Source organism: Bacillus cereus group sp. N14 (assembly GCF_016483555.1).
GTDB lineage: Bacteria > Bacillota > Bacilli > Bacillales > Bacillaceae_G > Bacillus_A > Bacillus_A wiedmannii.
Genome location: NZ_JAEHBQ010000042.1, coordinates 1 through 16,681 on the forward strand (window position 1 = coordinate 1; position 16,681 = coordinate 16,681).

Below are 16,681 nucleotides of genomic sequence, written 5' to 3' on the forward strand. Positions count from 1 at the left end.
GTATAAAGATGAATTAATCATTGTTAGTTTAGGCAGACTTACCTCCCTAGCAATTTTATTCATCTTATGTAAACAGCTCATGAAGCAAGTTAAATCTTACTACGTAATGGGCGGTGCCTTTTTACATCCTGGTAATGTTACCCCTATTTCCGAAGCAAACTTTTATGGCGATCCTACTGCCGCTAATATAGTCCTTCAATCCTCACCTAACATGTACATCTATCCATTAAACGTCACTCAGTATTCCATCATTACACCAGAAATGGCTGAATACATTGAAGCAAAAGGAAAAGCCCCACTCGTCAAACCGTTATTCAATCATTATTACTACGGATATTATAAAGACGCCTTACCGCATTTAAAGGGGAGCCCCTTCCATGACACAATGCCAATACTCGCTTTACTTGATAACTCTATGTTTACGTATCACAAGTCACCTATCGTTGTCATGACAGAATCTTATGCACAAGGAACAAGCATAGGGGAATTTCGTTCTTTAGGAGAATCTAAGCCATTTATTGATTGGCCGAGTCATCAAATCGCAATTGATTTTGATTATAACCGCTTCTTTAAACATTTCATGTCACTTATGACGGGTGAGCAATTTTAACATAAAAAAACAGACCGTGATTTCTCACGGTCTGTCATTATTTTCTACAATTATCGTTTGATGTTGTAGAAAGATTTGATACCATCGTAAACAGCGATTTCGCCTAGTTCGTCTTCGATGCGTAATAATTGGTTGTACTTAGCAATACGGTCAGTACGGCTCATAGAGTCTTTATAAAAACATGAGAGGAAACAATATTATTTAACTTGTTTTTTCCTACTCATAGATGATTGTATTACTCAGTTCGCAAACACCATCTATCACTTAACTTAGATGGTGTACGAACTAGTTTAATTCAATATAAAAAAACCAAGCCTCTAAATGAGTTGATTTTTTATTTTTACTAAAAAGATTAATTTGGACGGGCCAGTACCTTTCATGTTATACCCTTATTAAATCTTTTATTTAAACTGCTGTCTTTTCTCTTCAAGCATTTCATCAACTTTATCATCTATGCTCCTTAAGGAGTCCTGAAATGATTCACTATGCTCATACTCAATTTCATCTATTCTATCATTAAAAGAACCATTATAATCCTCTGGATACCAAGTTATCCTTTTTTTACTTAATATAGCCCTCGGTACGACTTTACCCGAAGCAATTTCTTGATATTCATCTTTAGAAATGTCAAACCCTCTAGTATCTATCCTTAATTTATCAGCTATTCTAATCATTCTTTTTATATCCTGCCTTGACTTCTCATAATCCCAACTTAAATTTGCAGTAATTAAAATGTACTTATTAACAGCATTTGTATGTGTCTCACCTATTTGTACACTAACAATTATTATTACCTCTGCTATTCCCTCTTCACCTGATTTATCCCCATTAAAATCTTTAAACGTTTTAAGGAAATAAACCCGAAGATAATCTTTATAATCATAAACTGTAAATTCATCAATCAATTTATTAAACAAATTTCTAAATTCCCATACATCTCTATAACAATAAACGCTGTTATACATTAAATCATCTTTTGCATCAAACCAACTTCTTCTAATACCCAATTTTAAAGAAATCCACTCAAGTAACTCGTCACTAATTTTCGGAATAATTGAATGCTCATCCGCTACATCAGCATAATGAATATTAAACTTCTTATCAATAAAAGATGGTATTTGTACCCTACTAATTCCATGATTCTCCAAGATAGAATAAAATTTATTAGCCAATTCAATTAATGGGCTTTTTACCACTTCTAATTCTTTTTTTTCATATACATTAGTTGTATGATTTACTGTTACATCTCCATCTGCTTGTATATTATTATTCCCACTTTGATGTTTACTGTTCTCTTGTTCAATTGAAGATTTTTTTCTAATAAAACTAATTATCCCACTTATTATAAATATGCCAATACCTGAAAATATCCAATCTTTATTTGAAATTATATAGTCCATTTCTTCCCCTCACTACACTAAATGAATGAATTTTACTATAAAACTATTTTCTCCCTACCATTATTGTACCAAATCTCTCTCGATACATCTCCCTAGCATATTTCTCTCCTAGTAAAAGAATCGCTAAATACTATATAGGTTGGCTTATTCAAAAAACATCAACCTTATTAGCTATAAATCATTCTTTTAACTGTCAATTATCCTCTATTCAGAAACCTCAATTTTAGCTTTTTTATTTTCTTGCTGGTTTAATAAGATTTGAATCAAAGTATCTATTGCAACAAAAGTTACAAATACTTCCTTGATAACAGAAACAGGCTCTATGGGTAAGGCCTTTAAAAGGTCACTTTGCGAAAATGCCATAAAATTATATATTACATAGATTAAGATCATCAATACATAACTATAAATTCTCGTATACAGTACCGTGAAATATTTATCAAAGACATCCTTAGCTATCTCAGTCCTAAGAGTACTCATGATAAATTGCATAACTTTGTTACCCAAGTAAGCAAAAATTAACACAGTAAAAACATTAACTAAATATATTATTCCATCAAGATAAGGATTCAAAAAGGTAAATATATTCGATAAATTCAAAACCAGAGCAGTAGGGAAAAAGTAAAATACTGTAAACATCATTATTGTAAAAATAGGCGTTAAGTAATGTCGGGCCATCATACTTAAGAAAAGTGGAAGCCCAAGAATTTTTATCGCCCCAATAATAAACTTATTCTCAACCTTAGAAAGTACTATTATCAAACTTATGTATAAACAAAAATAGACCCCACCCCAACACATTAATTTATTTAGTAAATTTCTCTCCACCTCACTTTCTTTAAAAAGATAATCAGCAGAAAATACAAGGATTAAAAATAAACTAACCTTTATAATTAATTCTTTAAATGCTTCTTTCAATTTATATCTCCTTCCTAATTAAAATGAATTTCCATACATCACCTGTAACATATTAGTAATTCGAAATACCCAATTTTATATTTATACTAACTCAAGCATATCCTGTTCTTACTAATATCTAATAATAAATCCTCCCTTTGAACAATAGTTTATATTATTATAAATTAATAAAGTGGAAGAATTTATAATTCTCCCACCCATAAAATAAATGCGACACTCGCCTTAACTACTATAAAACTAATGCCAATTCCTTTTCAATTTCTGTAAGTCGTTTCTCGTCCCAAATATCCAGCCTATACAATTCATTATCATTAACTTCAGAGTAATCTATGGCTTTACTAAAAAATTCACTGGCAATTTCTACTTTTTCAGGTTGTTCTCCTTGCATTGCAATAATAAAACATATTGGCATATTATGTACTAAATCATTTTGCTCCGAAAGCATTACTCTAATTTCTGCTAAAGAATCATTGAAACTCATTAATCTGCCATCAACTATACCAACTATCATTATTTCTTCAATATAATCTTCCTCAATTTTAAAGTATGCCTGATACTGGCCCCTTGGTCTTGGAAGTATAATCTTTTCATCATTTTCAGACCAAGATATCACGTCATAGTCTTCTTGTCTCTCAGTATTATAAATCTTAAGTATCCTCTCAATTCTAGTAGTTATACTACCTCTATCAAAAGAAAGAGCCATTGTGCCTTTACTCTTTTGGATGTTCTCCTCACGAGTAGTATTGTTATTCTTAAGCGTCGCAAATTTTCCCTTTAATTCACTATTTTCCTGCATTAACCTTGAAATTTCATTTATTAATGTTTCGTTTGTTCTAATGTCCTTAGCTGATACCCAACCGGAAAGTGCGTCATTTGCCCCTAACTCCGCCAACTTTCTATGAATAGTTAACTTAATATCTTTTAAATCATTGAAAAATTCAGATGTTTTATGAAGTACTTGTTGTTTAAACTCTTCGTACTTTGGAGCATTCTCCAGTTCGATAGCATCTCTACCAATTTGCTTTATCTTAACATCTAAAGCTTGCTTATCTATGACTACAGCAAAACGAGGGATTCCAATCTCTTCCGCGTAATCATACTCCCAATGAGTATAGCTCTTCCCACTTACTGGCTCAATACTTCCATATCGACCACCTAATATTAGAAGATATACATCAGACTCATCTATCCACCTTTTTATTGTCTCCTTTTGGGACTCATCACCAGCCTTAAATAACTCCATTCCTGCAGGGATATGCCCTGAGCTAAGAACTGCTTCTACTGCCGATTGTCTTTCTTCTATTAAATCCTTAAATGTAGATGATATGAATACTTGTAACTTTTTTTTCATCATACTTACTCCTTATAATTAAATATTCCATTATTAGACTGCATTTTTATTCTAAATATACCAAAAAACTCCTCTATCTTCTACAGCATTTTCCCAATACACAAATCAAAAATAAATTCCTTCAATAAATCTTGTTATTAACATAAAAAAACAGACCGTGATTTCTCACGGTCTGTCGTTATTTTCTACAATTATCGTTTGATGTTATAGAAAGATTTGATACCATCGTAAACAGCGATTTCGCCTAGTTCGTCTTCGATGCGTAATAATTGGTTGTACTTAGCAATACGGTCAGTACGGCTCATAGAACCAGTTTTGATTTGGCCAGCGTTAGTTGCAACTGCGATGTCAGCGATTGTAGCATCTTCAGTTTCACCAGAACGGTGAGATACAACTGCTGTGTAACCAGCACGTTTAGCCATTTCGATAGCTTCGAAAGTCTCAGTTAAAGTACCGATTTGGTTAACTTTAATTAAGATTGAGTTAGAGATACCTTTTTCGATACCTTCAGCAAGTTTTTGAGTGTTAGTTACGAATAAGTCGTCACCAACTAATTGTACTTTATCACCGATACGCTCAGTTAATAATTTGTGACCATCCCAGTCGTTTTCGTCTAAACCATCTTCGATAGAGATGATTGGGAAGTCTTTGCAAAGCTCTTCGTAGAAATCAACCATTTCTGCAGAAGTTAAGCCAGTACGGCCTTCGCCTGCAAGGTCATATTTACCAGTTTCTTTGTTGTAGAACTCAGAAGAAGCAACGTCCATTCCTAAGAATACGTTCTCGCCAGCTTTGTAACCAGCTTTTTCGATAGCTTCAATGATTACTTCTAATGCTTCACGGTTAGAACCAAGGTTTGGAGCGAATCCACCTTCGTCACCTACTGCAGTGTTAAGACCTTTGTCATGTAATACAGCTTTAAGTGCATGGAATACTTCAGCACCCATACGGATTGATTCTTTGAATGTTGGAGCACCAACTGGTAAGATCATGAACTCTTGGAAGTCTACGTTGTTATCAGCGTGAGAACCACCGTTGATGATGTTCATCATTGGAGTTGGTAATTGTTTTGCATTGAATCCACCAAGGTAACGGTATAATGGAAGACCTACGAAGTCAGCTGCTGCGTGAGCTACTGCCATAGATACACCAAGGATAGCGTTAGCGCCTAGTTTACCTTTGTTTGGAGTGCCATCTAATTCGATCATAGCACGGTCGATACCAGCTTGGTCAGTTACGTCGAAACCAACGATTTCTGGAGCGATTGCTTCGTTAACGTTGTTTACTGCATTTAGAACACCTTTACCAAGGTAACGAGATTTGTCACCGTCACGTAATTCTACTGCTTCGTGCTCACCAGTAGATGCACCACTTGGTACGATAGCGCGTCCGAAAGCGCCGCTTTCTGTGTAAACTTCTACTTCTACAGTTGGGTTACCACGAGAGTCAAGGACTTCGCGAGCATAAACATCAATAATTGTTGACATAATAAATTCTCTCCTTTTTATATAAGCAAATTATTTAATAATTGTTTTACCTGTCATTTCTTTCGGTTGTTCCACATTTAAAAGCGTAAGCATTGTTGGAGCGATATCTCCTAAAATACCACCTTCACGAAGCTCTACATCATTTTTTGTAACGATGAAAGGAACCGGGTTAGTTGTATGAGCTGTCATTGGTCCACCATCAGCAGTTAACTCCTGATCAGCATTACCATGGTCAGCAGTAATAAGTGCTACACCATCTTTTGCAAGAATCGCTTCTACAACTTTTCCTAAACATTCGTCAGTTGCTTCTACTGCTTTAATTGTTGGTTCCATCATCCCAGAATGGCCAACCATATCACAGTTTGCAAAGTTAAGAATGATAACATCATGTTTATCATTTTCGATTTCATTTACTAAAGCGTCCGTTACTTCGTAAATGCTCATTTCAGGTTTCAAGTCATAAGTTGCAACCTTCGGTGAGTTAATTAAAATACGCTCTTCTCCTGGGAATTCAGCCTCACGACCACCGCTAAAGAAGAATGTAACGTGCGGATACTTTTCAGTTTCCGCGATGCGAAGTTGCTTTAATCCCGCTTGCGCAACAACTTCACCTAATGTGTTATCAAGGTTCATTGGCTTGAATGCCACGTAACCATCTACAGTTTCACTGAAATGTGTCATACAAACGAATTCAGGAATGTGAGGTACTTTTTCACCACGATCGAACTCACGGAAGTCTTCGTTTGTAAATACACGAGCAATTTGAATTGCACGGTCTGGACGGAAGTTATAGAAGATAACTGCATCATCATCATTGATTGTTGCAACTGGCGTGTTATCTTCGTTAACAATTACAGACGGCAATACGAATTCATCATAGATACCGTTCGCATAAGAGTCTTCTACACACTCTTCTGCTGATTTATAAGTAGGGCCTTCACCATTTACCATAGCACTGTAACATTTTTCTACGCGATCCCAACGCTTGTCACGGTCCATAGAGTAATAACGACCAGAGATAGTCGCGAATTGTCCTACTCCTGTTTCTTTAATTACTTCATTTGTTGCATCGATATAACCTTTTGCTGTTTGTGGTCCAACATCGCGGCCGTCTAAGAATGCATGGATATAAACTTTCTCCACGCCTTCTTTTGCTGCTAAGCGAAGAAGAGCAAACATATGGTTCATGTGACTGTGCACACCACCATCAGAAAGTAAACCGAATAAATGAAGAGCAGTACCTTTTTCTTTTACGCTTTTAATTGCATTTTGGAAAGTTTCGTTCTGATCGAACTCACCTTCACGAATCGCAACGTTTACGCGTGTTAAGCTTTGATATACGATGCGGCCGGCACCGATATTTAAGTGACCAACCTCAGAGTTACCCATTTGACCTTCTGGAAGACCTACTTCCTCACCACAAGCTGTAAGCGTTGTGTGAGGGAATTTGTTCCAGTAACCATCAAAATTAGGTTTCTTAGCTTGTGCTACAGCATTCCCATGAGTTTCTTCACGTAGTCCGAAACCATCAAGAATGATTAAAGCTGTTGGCTTTCTCATTTTACCGCCCCCAGAAGACCTAAGAACGAAGCAGGCTCTAAGCTAGCACCGCCAACTAAAGCGCCGTCGATGTCAGATTGTGCCATATACTCTTTAATGTTTTCTGGTTTTACGCTACCGCCGTATTGAATACGAACAGCTTCTGCAGCTTCTGTAGAAACAGCTTCTGCAACAACTTTACGGATGTGCGCACATACTTCGTTTGCATCTGCAGAAGAAGAAGATTTACCTGTACCGATAGCCCAGATTGGCTCATAAGCGATAACAGTTGCTTTAACTTGCTCTTCTGTTAAACCTGCAAGTGCTTTTGTCACTTGACCTGCTACTAGATCAAATGTTTTTCCGCTTTCGCGCTCTTCTAAAGTCTCACCACAACATACGATTGGTGTTAAACCATGTTCAAATGCTGCAAGAGTCTTTTTGTTTACTGACTCATCTGTTTCAGCAAACATTTCGCGACGCTCAGAGTGGCCAAGTACTACGTAGCCTACTTTTAAGTCGCTAAGTGCTACTGGGCTAATTTCGCCAGTGAATGCACCATTTTTTTCGAAGTGCATGTTTTGTGCACCTACTTGTAAATCAGTTCCTTCAGCCTTAGCTACTAAACGCTCTAAAAATAGAGCTGGAGAGCAAACTACTGCATCAACAGCTGAAGCTGCTGGGATTTGACCTTTAACTTCCTCTACGAAGCTAACTGCTTCAGATAGAGTTTTATTCATTTTCCAGTTACCTGCGATAATTGGTTTACGCATGCTTTGCACCGTCCTTTTTCTTTGGCTGCTACTTATTTGTCGTTAAGACAAACTACACCTGGAAGCTCTTTGCCTTCCATGAATTCTAATGACGCACCGCCGCCAGTAGAAATGTGGCTCATTTTATCAGCCATACCGAATTTTTCAACAGCTGCTGCAGAGTCACCACCGCCGATAACAGAGTATGTATCTTCTGCATCTGCTAATGCTTGTCCTACTGCTTTTGTACCTTCTGCGAATGGAGTCATTTCGAATACACCCATTGGTCCATTCCATACAACAAGCTTAGAATTTTTAATTACATCTGCATAAATTTCACGTGTTTTAGGACCGATGTCCACGCCTTCCCAATTAGAAGGGATAGAGTCGATACCTACGATTTGAGTTGTTGCAGTTTCAGAGAATTCCTCTGTGATTACAACATCAACTGGCATGTAGAAGTTTACGCCTTTTTCTTTTGCAAGTTGCATAAATTCTTTAGCTAGTTCGATCTTGTCGTCTTCACATAGAGATAGACCAATTTCATGACCTAAAGCTTTAACGAATGTGTAAGCAAGTCCGCCACCGATGATTAAGTTATCTACTTTGTCTAATAGATGACGAATTACACCGATTTTATCTTTTACTTTCGCACCACCAATGATAGCTGTGAATGGACGTTCTGGGTTAGAAAGTGCTTTTCCAAGTACATCTAACTCTTTTTCCATTAATAATCCAGATACTGCTGGTAGGTAGTCTGCGATACCTGCTGTAGAAGCGTGAGCACGGTGAGCTGCACCGAATGCATCGTTTACGAAGATATCAGCAAGAGCTGCAAATTCTTTCGCAAGTTCTGCATCGTTCTTTTCTTCGCCCGCATAGAAACGTACGTTTTCAAGAACTAATACGTCGCCTTCGTTCATTGCTGCAACCATTTCTTGTGCAACTGGTCCGAATGCTTCGTCTGCTTTTTTAACATCTTTACCAAGAAGCTCGCCTAAACGTGCTGCTACTGGAGTAAGACGTAATTCTTCTACTGCTTGACCTTTTGGACGGCCTAAGTGACTTGCTAAAATAACTTTCGCACCTTGCTCTACTAAATATTGAATTGTAGGAAGAGCTGCACGGATACGAGTTTCATCTGTAATTTTGCCTTCTTTCATAGGTACGTTGAAATCAACGCGGCAAAATACACGCTTACCTTTTAAATCTACGTCACGAATTGATTTTTTGTTCATTGGATTTCCCTCCGACTACTAGTTAGGATTGACAAAACCCACTCAAAAGCTTAACACATTTGCTTTTAAAACGAAAGAAGAGAGAGAGGGAACAAACCCTCTCCCTCGTTTTGTCATTGATTACTTATATAATTAAGAATTAAAGACCTTTAGAAGTCATGTATGCTGCTAGGTCTACTACGCGGTTAGAGTAACCAGTTTCGTTATCGTACCAAGAAAGTACTTTAACCATGTTACCTTCCATTACCATTGTAGATAATGCATCGATTGTAGAAGAAGCTGTACATCCGTTATAGTCGATAGATACTAATGGCTCTTCGCTGTATCCAAGGATACCTTTTAATTCGCCTTCAGCTGCTGCTTTGAATGCTGCGTTTACATCTTCAACTGTTACTTCTTTGTCAAGTTCAACAACTAAGTCAACAAGAGAAACGTTAGCAGTTGGAACACGTACAGCGCCACCGTTTAATTTACCTTTAAGTTCTGGTAATACTAATGCTACAGCTTTAGCTGCACCAGTAGATGTTGGGATCATGTTTTCAGCTGCTGCACGAGCACGACGTAAATCTTTGTGTGGTAAGTCTAAGATTTGTTGGTCGTTAGTGTAAGAGTGAATTGTTGTCATCATTCCGCGTTTTACGCCGAATTTTTCGTTTAATACTTTAGCGAATGGAGCTAGACAGTTTGTAGTACAAGAAGCGTTAGATACTACGTTGTGGTTAGCTGCATCATATTGTTCGTGGTTAACACCCATAACTACAGTGATATCTTCGTCAGAAGCTGGAGCTGAGATGATAACTTTCTTAACTGATCCACCTAAGTGTTTTTCAGCGTCTGATTTTTTAGTGAAACGGCCAGTAGATTCTACTACTACTTCTACTCCGTAGTCGCTCCATGATAATTGAGCTGGGTCACGCTCAGCGATAACTTTAATTTCTTTACCGTTAACAACGATGCTGTTTTCGTTAGCAGATACTTCTGCATTTAAAGTTCCGTGAACTGTGTCATATTTTAAAAGGTGAGCTAATGTTTTAGCATCTGTTAAGTCGTTGATTGCTACTACTTCTACCTCAGAGTTGTTAAGAGCTGCGCGGAATACGTTACGTCCGATACGTCCAAATCCATTAATACCAATTTTAGTCATTTGAATTTCCTCCTTGGGGGATTATATTAAAGGGTAATACCCTTTGTTAACTGTTTTGCTGCACCTTCATCTGTAATTAGAATTGAAGTGTGCCCTTGTTTAATTACAGCCTGTATTGCCTTTGCCTTTGAAGAACCTCCAGCGACCGCAACAACGTGAGATACATGTTGTAAATCCTCAAGTTGCATACCAACTGTTCTTACTTTATGAACAACATTTCCTTGTTCATTAAAGTAGTAACCGAAAGCTTCGCCTACTGCTTCGCTTGCTTGAATCTTTAACCAATCTGCTTCTGAAGTATTTCTGCGACGTGCCATTGTTAACGCATCACCTATTCCATGAATGACGATATTGGAAGATCGAATCAACTCAAGAACTTCTTTCACGGAAGGCTCTGTCACAATAGACGCATATGCTTCGCTACTAACATGGTCTGGAACATACAATAAGCGATAATTACTCATCGTATTTTGCGCCATCTTGGCACAAATGGTATTGGCTTCTAATTCAACACCCTCTCCAATTCCACCACGCGCTGGGACAAATAGCATATGTAAATCTTTGCAATCAAGCTGCATCATGTCCGCAGCAGCAGCTAGCGTAGTTCCTCCAGCCACAGCAACGATATTATTCACTGTCAGACGGTCTTTTATACAAGTCACACAAGCACGGCCCATCTCCAGTTTGACCCAAGGTGATTCATCACTATCACCAGGGACAACGAAAACTTCATCCAAGTCTAATGTTTCCTTAAGTTGCTTTTCTAAAACCTTTAACCCGGAAATTTCTTTCATAAAGTCTTCCAATGCAAGAACTAAAGCTGTTCCTTCTTCTGTCAAAGTCATTCCAGAAGAAGCGACGTGAACTAAGTTTTGTTCTTTCAAAACTTGAACTTCACTTCGCAATACTCGTTCTGTCATACCGAGACTTGCTGACAAATTTCTTCTTCCAATCGGCTGCATGAGCCTAATGTATTGAAGAATTTGCATTCTCGTTTGCATAACAGGTAGCAGATCAGGTAATAATTTTTTTGTGTTCTGAATCCATGAGCGCATATCTTTTCTCCTCACTACATTGGTTCATTTTTCCTTGTGGTCACTTTACGTCCCGTAGTGACATTTTGTGTCCCACATAGGTTAAAAAAATAATCCCTGCTACGTGTATTATTGTAACAGGAGATAGAAACTTATTCAACTCTTAACTGCATTCTTTATATAGTTTATTATGACACCTTTGTGAATGTTACCATATTCTACCTGTTTCCCGCCTATTTCTACAACCGGAATCATTAAATGATACTTCTCCAAAAGGTCATTATCTTCATATATATCTATTTCCTCGATTTGAAAAGAATATTCATATTGTACTTCCTGTAAAACCTGTTTCACCTGCACGCAAAGGCCACAATCTTTTTTTGTATACAGTACAACTTTCATATTCTTCACCTATCCGATCGTTTTTCGTAATGATGACGCTGGAATGTGCATTTGTTCTCTATACTTCGCCACTGTTCTTCGAGAAATAACGATTTCATGCTCTTCTTCTAATAATTTTGAAATCTTTTGATCTGAAAGTGGCTTTTTCTTATTCTCTGCCTCAACAAGTGTTTGGATAAATCGTTTCACACGCTTTGTAGAAACAGCTTCATCTTCAGTAGTCGAAACGGCATTGCTAAAGAACGATTTCATCTCAAATAAACCGTGTGGTGTTTGCACATATTTATTTCGCGTTGCACGACTAATTGTAGATTCATGCACACCTAACTCTTCCGCCACCTCTTTTAAAGCAAGCGGTTTTAAATATTCTGGACCTTCCCAGAAGAAATCACGTTGTTTTTCCATAATAATAGTCATCACTTGCAGAAGCGTCTGTTTTCTCTGTTTTAAACTACGCATAATCCACTGCACATGCTGATACTTTTCTGATACGTAAGATGCTACTTCACTTTCACTATTATTCAGAAGCGCACTATACTCAGAATGAATTTCAATTCTCGGCATATTTCTCTCGTTCATTTGTAAAACGAGACGATCACCATCTTTTTTCACCGCCATATCAGGCACGATATAAAGTGGTTTATCAGAAGAAAACGCAAGACCTGGTTTCGGCTGTAATGACGTAATACAGTTCACCGCTGTTTGCAATTCTTCATTACTACACTTCAACACTTGAACGAGCTTTCGCCAATCCTTCTTCACGAAATAAGCGAAGTGATCCTCTATAACCTCTTCTGCTAATCCATTCCGCCTTTGTAAGCGCTTCAATTGTAAAGTTAGACATTCCTGAATATTACGAGCTCCTACCCCTGCTGGCTCGAGTGATTGGACAAGCTCTACAAAGCGGGCGACTTCATGAATCGGTGCGGAAAGGAGATCCGCTAACTCTTCGTTCGTTTCTTGTAAATACCCATTTCCATCCATGTTCATAATAATGAAAGAAGCTATTTTTCGCTCTTCTTCATCTATTTTATAATACTGTATTTGATTTAATAAATGTTGCTGAATCGTTGTTGAATCCACACTGTAGATTTCCATCTGATTCTCGACTTGTTTGCTGGTACTTTTACTGTTGTTAGAGCTCTTTTTCTTCTCCCTCTCAAAACCACCTAACTCAATAAGGGGATTCTCTAACGATTGCTCATACAAAAACTCCGATAATTCTTGTACATTATACTGGAGCATTGTAATCGCTTGCCTTAACTCTTGTGTCATTGCCAAACGTAAGCTTTGTTCTTGTAAAAGACTTGCCTTCAAACTAATCTCCCCCTTGTTTCTATTGTACAATAAGTTTGGTAAAAGGAGAATGCTATCACAGACACCCATTCCAAAATATTATTAATTTATATGTATTAATGAGATTTACAACTTACAACCGAAATTTGAATAATATTGAAAGAAAATAATAAAGCAAAACATTATTATAACCAAGTACTAATAGTAAATCTTATTACTAGATATAACAAGAGGGAAATAAAAAAAGTCCTAACCTACAAAACGTAAGTTAGGACTTTTTGACGCGCCCAGAGGGATTCGAACCCCCGACAGACGTGGTACCGGAAACCACCGCTCTATCCGACTGAGCTATGGGCGCATGATTATAAAAAACACATCATTTTCTTCTCATAATAATAGCAATAAAATCCATCTAAATCAATAAAAATATCCCCTTTCATCCTTTATGCACCTTAGCCTAAAGTATAGAAACACATTTTTTAACCTAAATTTTCCAATCATAAATTCACCCCAACTCACAAATTATAATCTTTGAATTGATATTCCAAAGGGGGCTTCATTCAATGACTGTAATTACAAAGTTAAAGCAAACTGTTTCTGGATTAAAAAGTGCACAAGCTAGCTTAGAGGGATTCGCTCTTGATACGGATAACCAACAAGCAAAGCAACTTTTCCAAACAGCTGCAGAGCAAACACAAACGATTATCGATTCTTTAAACCCACGCGTTGAAGAAGTCCAACAGGAAGAACCACAATACTCACAGCAATAACGGATTCGTCATGCTGTGAAATAGAAAAAGGATGATATGCAGTCATCCTTTTTCTATCACATTACATATTGCAATAGAAATGGAATGATTATAATGCGAAAACTCGGAATCATAACCGCGTTATTTATGCTCCTATTCGGTTCACTTACCGGATGTGATAATAGCCCGTTAGATAAAAAGGTAAAGAAAGAAGAAGCTAAACGAACGGAAGAAGACAAGGGCCCTAAATTAACAAAAATGAGTACAGAATCCTTTAATCAATCTATATCGCAAGACGCTAAGAAAAAAGCTCTTGCTATGGAAGGAATTATAGAAGCTACCGCAGTTAATACAAATTTAGATCTTTACATAGCCGTCAAGCCTGAACATCACGAAAGATTTGGTTTAAAACCTTTACGAAGTAAATTAAAAAAGAAACTAAGTGATGAAAACCCTACTTTCAATATTCGTGTAAGTACAGACAAAAAGATCTTTATGCTCATAGAAGAACTTGAAACCAAAATTAAGAAAAAGAAAGTAAGTAAAGATGGCATCAAAAAACAATTGAAACTCATTCAATCAGAAATGGGATCTAATATTTAAGCTTTCTAATAGAGAAGGAAGGATTCAAATGTCTAGTAAAGATAAAAACTTAACACCTGTACAACAAGAATATAAAAAATTCGAACAACAGCGCGAACCGAAGCGCCCCGTTTTTAAAAATTGTATAAAAGCTTTTCTCGTCGGAGGATTAATTTGTCTAATAGGCCAACTGATTTCCACCTTTTATATTACTTATTTTGATTTCACTGAACGCTCTGCCGGGAACCCTACCGTTGCAACTCTTATTTTTATCTCCATGCTACTGACGGGATTTGGCGTCTACGATCGTCTTGGACAGTTTGCCGGGGCAGGCACAGCTGTACCCGTCACTGGATTTGGTAACTCTGTTATTGCCGCATGTATCGAACACCGTACAGAAGGATTCGTCCTTGGTGTTGGCGGTAACATGTTTAAATTAGCTGGATCCGTTATTTTGTTTGGTGTATTTTCGGCTTTCGTCATCGCGCTTATTAAAACGATTCTCGTTCAATGGGGAGGGCTATAAATGTTACAAGGACACCGAACGTGGGTATTTGAAAACAAACCAGTTATTATTTCGACAGGAGTCGTTGGTGGGCCGTTTGAAGCAAAAGGGAAAATTCCAGAAGACTTCGATATCCTTCATGAAGATTTATGGCTCGGCCAAGATTCCTATGAAAAAGCACATAAAATTTTGTTCGAAGAAGCTTGTAGCCGCGCTACTGAAAAAGCAGAACTTCGTAAAGATGATATCCAATTCGTACTTGCAGGAGATTTAATTAATCAAATTACCCCTACAAGCTTTGCTTGCCGTACACTTGGCACTCCTTACCTCGGATTATTCGGTGCTTGTTCTACTTCTATGGAAGGTTTAGCACTTGGGGCAAGTATCGTAAATGCAAAAGGCGCAAAATATTTATTAACTGGGGCATCCAGCCATAACACTGCGGTTGAAAAACAATTCCGCTATCCAACTGAATACGGCGGTCAAAAACCCCCTACTGCACAGTGGACAGTAACCGGGGCAGGCGCGGCTATTTTAAGTGACACTGGACATGGCCCTAGGGTAACATCTGCAACAATCGGACGAGTGGTTGATATGGGATTAACGGATCCATTTAATATGGGCGGTGCGATGGCTCCAGCCGCCGTCGATACAATTGAAGCCCACTTACGCGAACGCCAAATTGATGCCTCTTACTACGATTTAATCGTAACAGGCGACCTAGGACATGTCGGACGCGAAATTGCTTATGACTTACTACATAAACACGGAACAAAAGTGACAAGCGAACAGTTTCAAGATTGCGGGCTACTCATCTATAGAGAGGGGCAACCTGTCATAGCTGGTGCTAGTGGACCAGGATGTTCCGCAACAGTCGTGTACGGTCATTTATTAAACCGAATGAAAAGGGGAGAATTCAAAAAAATACTTGTCGTTGCGACAGGCGCTTTACTATCTCCACTTACATTCCAACAAGAAGAAACGATTCCGTGTATCGCTCACGCCGTTTCGATTGAATTTGGAGGTGCAACGCAATGATTTTTTTCTGGGCTTTCGTCATTGGCGGACTCATATGTGTAATTGGCCAACTTATGTTTGATGTCGGCAAGCTAACACCCGCTCATACAATGGCAACACTCGTTGTTGCCGGTGCTATACTGGACGGATTCAACCTGTATGAACCATTAATCGACTTTGCTGGAGCCGGGGCAACTGTACCTATTACAAGTTTCGGTAATGCCCTCGTTCACGGCGCAATGGAAGAAGCTGCAAAACACGGCATCGTCGGTGTCATTACGGGAATGTTTAAAGTAACGAGCGCCGGTGTATCCGCAGCTATTATTTTCGGCTTTATTGGCGCATTGCTATTCAAACCGAAAGGATAAGAGGTGTTTGTATGACAGTTATCGCTAGCGTTAAAACCTGCCTTGCTAGTGTCAGGGGCGCTCAAGCAAGCTTAAGCTCTCTTTCGCTAAATTCCACAGATGACGAAGCAAAACGCGTATTCCATGAATGTATGTTAGAAATGGACAGTGTCATCGCTGATTTACAGAATAGAGTTTCAGTATTAGAACGTGAAGAACCTCAATATAAAGGGTTTTAAGTAGACTGGAGGAAATGACTATGTCTCACCTGCCGGAATGGACACTTGTCATTCTTCGCTCTGTATTCATA

Annotated in this window: 18 protein-coding genes, 1 tRNA gene and 1 pseudogene; 7 read left to right on the plus strand and 13 right to left on the minus strand. The window is 37.9% G+C overall.

Annotated features, from left to right (window positions below; genetic code table 11):
• A partial coding sequence (locus tag JDS82_RS28560; protein WP_199714308.1) for a nucleoside hydrolase occupies positions 1 to 610 on the plus strand: 610 nt, incomplete at its 5' end.
• 50 nt (positions 611 to 660) lie between these two features.
• Here JDS82_RS28560 and JDS82_RS28565 read toward each other — a convergent pair.
• The 13 genes and pseudogenes from JDS82_RS28565 to JDS82_RS28625 all read right to left on the minus strand — a co-directional run.
• Positions 661 to 777 (minus strand): annotated as a pseudogene (locus JDS82_RS28565) (hypothetical protein); the annotation flags it as partial.
• A 234-nt stretch (positions 778 to 1,011) separates the two neighbouring features.
• A complete protein-coding gene (locus tag JDS82_RS28570; protein ID WP_199714309.1) occupies positions 1,012 to 2,010 on the minus strand; it encodes a hypothetical protein in 999 nt (332 codons plus the stop codon).
• A gap of 204 nt (positions 2,011 to 2,214) precedes the next feature.
• Positions 2,215 to 2,928: a hypothetical protein gene (locus JDS82_RS28575; protein ID WP_199714310.1), complete on the minus strand. Its 714-nt coding sequence runs from the start codon at positions 2,926 to 2,928 to the stop codon at positions 2,215 to 2,217.
• A 229-nt stretch (positions 2,929 to 3,157) separates the two neighbouring features.
• Positions 3,158 to 4,279 (minus strand): DUF4062 domain-containing protein, encoded by a 1,122-nt coding sequence (locus tag JDS82_RS28580; protein ID WP_199714311.1) that lies wholly within the window; start codon positions 4,277 to 4,279, stop codon positions 3,158 to 3,160.
• 191 nt (positions 4,280 to 4,470) lie between these two features.
• Positions 4,471 to 5,766 (minus strand): phosphopyruvate hydratase, encoded by a 1,296-nt coding sequence (gene eno / locus JDS82_RS28585; protein WP_000103948.1) that lies wholly within the window; start codon positions 5,764 to 5,766, stop codon positions 4,471 to 4,473.
• Positions 5,767 to 5,796: 30 nt separating this feature from the next.
• On the minus strand, positions 5,797 to 7,326 hold the full coding sequence (gene gpmI, locus JDS82_RS28590) for a 2,3-bisphosphoglycerate-independent phosphoglycerate mutase (protein WP_001231145.1): 1,530 nt from the start codon (positions 7,324 to 7,326) through the stop codon (positions 5,797 to 5,799).
• A complete protein-coding gene (gene tpiA / locus JDS82_RS28595; protein ID WP_001231045.1) occupies positions 7,323 to 8,078 on the minus strand; it encodes a triose-phosphate isomerase in 756 nt (251 codons plus the stop codon). The genes gpmI and tpiA overlap by 4 nt, the downstream gene beginning before the upstream one ends.
• A 32-nt stretch (positions 8,079 to 8,110) precedes the next feature.
• Positions 8,111 to 9,295, minus strand: a complete 1,185-nt coding sequence (locus tag JDS82_RS28600; protein WP_001036332.1) for a phosphoglycerate kinase — start codon at positions 9,293 to 9,295, stop codon at positions 8,111 to 8,113.
• 139 nt (positions 9,296 to 9,434) lie between these two features.
• On the minus strand, positions 9,435 to 10,439 hold the full coding sequence (gap, locus tag JDS82_RS28605) for a type I glyceraldehyde-3-phosphate dehydrogenase (RefSeq protein ID WP_199714312.1): 1,005 nt from the start codon (positions 10,437 to 10,439) through the stop codon (positions 9,435 to 9,437).
• A gap of 26 nt (positions 10,440 to 10,465) precedes the next feature.
• Positions 10,466 to 11,494, minus strand: a complete 1,029-nt coding sequence (cggR, locus tag JDS82_RS28610; RefSeq protein ID WP_001258189.1) for a gapA transcriptional regulator CggR — start codon at positions 11,492 to 11,494, stop codon at positions 10,466 to 10,468.
• A 135-nt stretch (positions 11,495 to 11,629) separates the two neighbouring features.
• Positions 11,630 to 11,875, minus strand: coding sequence for a glutaredoxin family protein (locus JDS82_RS28615; RefSeq protein WP_199714313.1), 246 nt, complete (start codon positions 11,873 to 11,875; stop codon positions 11,630 to 11,632).
• 9 nt (positions 11,876 to 11,884) lie between these two features.
• Positions 11,885 to 13,192 (minus strand): RNA polymerase factor sigma-54, encoded by a 1,308-nt coding sequence (gene rpoN, locus JDS82_RS28620; protein WP_199714314.1) that lies wholly within the window; start codon positions 13,190 to 13,192, stop codon positions 11,885 to 11,887.
• Between the two features lie 261 nt (positions 13,193 to 13,453).
• Positions 13,454 to 13,529, minus strand: a tRNA-Arg gene (locus tag JDS82_RS28625).
• 205 nt (positions 13,530 to 13,734) lie between these two features.
• Between JDS82_RS28625 and JDS82_RS28630 the strand changes: the two genes are divergently transcribed.
• The 6 genes from JDS82_RS28630 (at position 13,735) to JDS82_RS28655 (ending at position 16,610) form a co-directional block, all read left to right on the plus strand.
• Complete coding sequence (locus JDS82_RS28630; RefSeq protein ID WP_000216160.1) at positions 13,735 to 13,941, plus strand: DUF1657 domain-containing protein; 207 nt, start codon at positions 13,735 to 13,737, stop codon at positions 13,939 to 13,941.
• A gap of 93 nt (positions 13,942 to 14,034) precedes the next feature.
• A complete protein-coding gene (locus JDS82_RS28635; RefSeq protein ID WP_064057319.1) occupies positions 14,035 to 14,523 on the plus strand; it encodes a YhcN/YlaJ family sporulation lipoprotein in 489 nt (162 codons plus the stop codon).
• A 28-nt stretch (positions 14,524 to 14,551) separates the two neighbouring features.
• Entirely contained in the window at positions 14,552 to 15,028 is a 477-nt protein-coding gene (gene spoVAC, locus JDS82_RS28640; protein WP_000095409.1) for a stage V sporulation protein AC, read from the plus strand.
• Complete coding sequence (gene spoVAD / locus JDS82_RS28645) at positions 15,029 to 16,045, plus strand: stage V sporulation protein AD (RefSeq protein ID WP_000938954.1); 1,017 nt, start codon at positions 15,029 to 15,031, stop codon at positions 16,043 to 16,045. It begins immediately after the preceding gene.
• Positions 16,042 to 16,392 carry a stage V sporulation protein AE gene (gene spoVAE, locus JDS82_RS28650; RefSeq protein WP_000575919.1) on the plus strand — a complete coding sequence of 117 codons (351 nt, stop codon included), beginning with the start codon at positions 16,042 to 16,044 and terminating at the stop codon, positions 16,390 to 16,392. Before spoVAD ends, spoVAE begins: the two co-directional genes overlap by 4 nt.
• A gap of 11 nt (positions 16,393 to 16,403) precedes the next feature.
• Positions 16,404 to 16,610: a DUF1657 domain-containing protein gene (locus JDS82_RS28655; protein ID WP_000215917.1), complete on the plus strand. Its 207-nt coding sequence runs from the start codon at positions 16,404 to 16,406 to the stop codon at positions 16,608 to 16,610.
• Positions 16,611 to 16,681: the final 71 nt, after the last annotated feature.